Raw genomic sequence first — 1,797 nt, 5'->3', positions numbered from 1 at the left:
GCGGTCTGCTCCTCGACCGCCGAGGCGATCGTCAGCTGGTAGTCGTTGATCGACGCGATGATCGAGGCGATCTGCCCGATCGCCGCCACCGCACCGGTCGTGTCGGCCTGGATCGCCTCCACCCGACGCGCGATGTCCTCCGTGGCCCGGGCCGTCTCCGAGGCCAGCTCCTTGACCTCACCAGCCACGACCGCGAACCCCTTGCCCGCCTCACCAGCACGCGCAGCCTCGATCGTCGCGTTCAACGCCAGCAGGTTCGTCTGCTCCGCGATGCTCGTGATCGTCTTGACCACGTTCCCGATCTGCTGGGACGACTCACCCAGCCGCGCCACCTGCTCGTTCGCCGACGACGCCGCCGACGTGGCCTGATCGGCCACCTTCGCCGCCAGGTTCGCGTTCTGCGCGATCTCCCGGATCGAGGCCCCCATCTGCTCCGCCCCCGCCGCCACCGCCTGCACGTTGCGCGACACCTGCTCCGCGGCAGCCGCGACGACACCCGCCTGCGCACTGGTCTCATCGGAACCCGCCGCCACCTCGTTGGACGACGCGGACAGCTCCTCGGCCGCGGCCGCGACCGTCTGCGAGGTCTCCAGCACCCCCGCGAGCGTGGTCTGCAGCGCGTCCTGCGCGGACGTGAGCGACTGCGCCATGCGGCCGACCTCGTCGCGGCTGCGCACATCGGCACGGACCGTCAGGTCGCCCTCGGCGAGGCCCTCGAGCGCGACCTGGACCTTGCGGACCGAGGTGCGCAGCTGCGTGCCGATGAAGCCACCGAGGATCGCCAGGACGATGACGCCGAGCACCAGCAGGACGATCATGTCCCGCTTCGCGGCGGTCGCCTGGTCCGCCGCGGTGTCCGCGACGCCCATCGCGAGGGCGTCGCCCTGCTCGGCGGCGGCGTCGAGCGCGTCGACATAGGTCGACTTGAGCGGCTCGGTGACGTCGTTCAGCACGGTCTCGTACTCGAGCGGGTCGCCGCTGAGCGCGGCCGGGACGAGCTGGCTGTCGCGGGCGGCGCGCCAGGCGTCGTAGGCCGTGCGGAAGTCGGGCCACGACGTGAGCATGGTGCCGCCGCCGTTGGCCTCGAACTCGGCGATCGCGGCGTCGATCTCGGCGTCGTTGTCCACCTGCTCGCTCTTCCAGTGCTCCACCACGTCGGGGGTCTTGGTGGCCGCGAGCTGGGCGACGATCATGCGGCCCTTGAGCTGGTCCTGGTGCACGGTGTTGAGCGGTGCGCTGAGGTTGTTCATCGCGAGCGCGAGCTCGCGGGTCTGCGCGGCCAGGTTGTTCATCGTGACGAACGCGGTCGCGGCGAGCACGCTCGCCACGATCGCGAAGATCGCCGTCAGGCCGAGGATCTTGGTGCGGATAGACCGGTCGGCGAACCAGGCGCCACGGCGCCGTGGCGTGCTGGCGACCGGGGCGGGGTGGGTCGTCGACATGAGTTCCTCCTTGGGCTGTCGGCCGGTTCGGCCGTCTCCTGGCTGATCGGTTCCCGCAGGCGATCTGTGAGCGGTTGGTGCGCGCGGACTCAGCATGCTGAGGGCCGACGGACGCACGCCGCCCCGCCGGCACGGGTGGCCGGCGGGGCGTCGGGGCGAGCACTCAGAACGTGAAGGCGGAGACCCTCGTGCGCAGGTCGGTGGACAGGCGCGCCAGCTCGCTGACGGCGTCGCCCATCTGCCCCAGGGTCTGCGAGGAGGACGCGGCCGAGCTCGCGACGCCACCGATGTTCATCGCGATCTCCCCCGACCCGGTCGCGGCCTCGGCCACCCCGCGGGACATCTCGTTGGTCGT

Annotated in this window: 1 protein-coding gene and 1 pseudogene; both read right to left on the bottom strand. The window is 71.5% G+C overall.

Going from position 1 to position 1,797, the window contains the following annotated elements; translation table 11 throughout:
* The coding region (locus tag AC1DUE_RS19945; protein ID WP_477041152.1) for a methyl-accepting chemotaxis protein at window positions 1-1,442 on the bottom strand (1,442 nt) is incomplete at its 3' end.
* Window positions 1,443-1,605: 163 nt separating this feature from the next.
* Window positions 1,606-1,797 (bottom strand): annotated as a pseudogene (locus tag AC1DUE_RS19940) (methyl-accepting chemotaxis protein); the annotation flags it as partial.

It is taken from the genome of Cellulomonas sp. P4_A2 (assembly GCF_056402515.1).
This window is presented reverse-complemented; position numbering and strand designations above follow the sequence as displayed.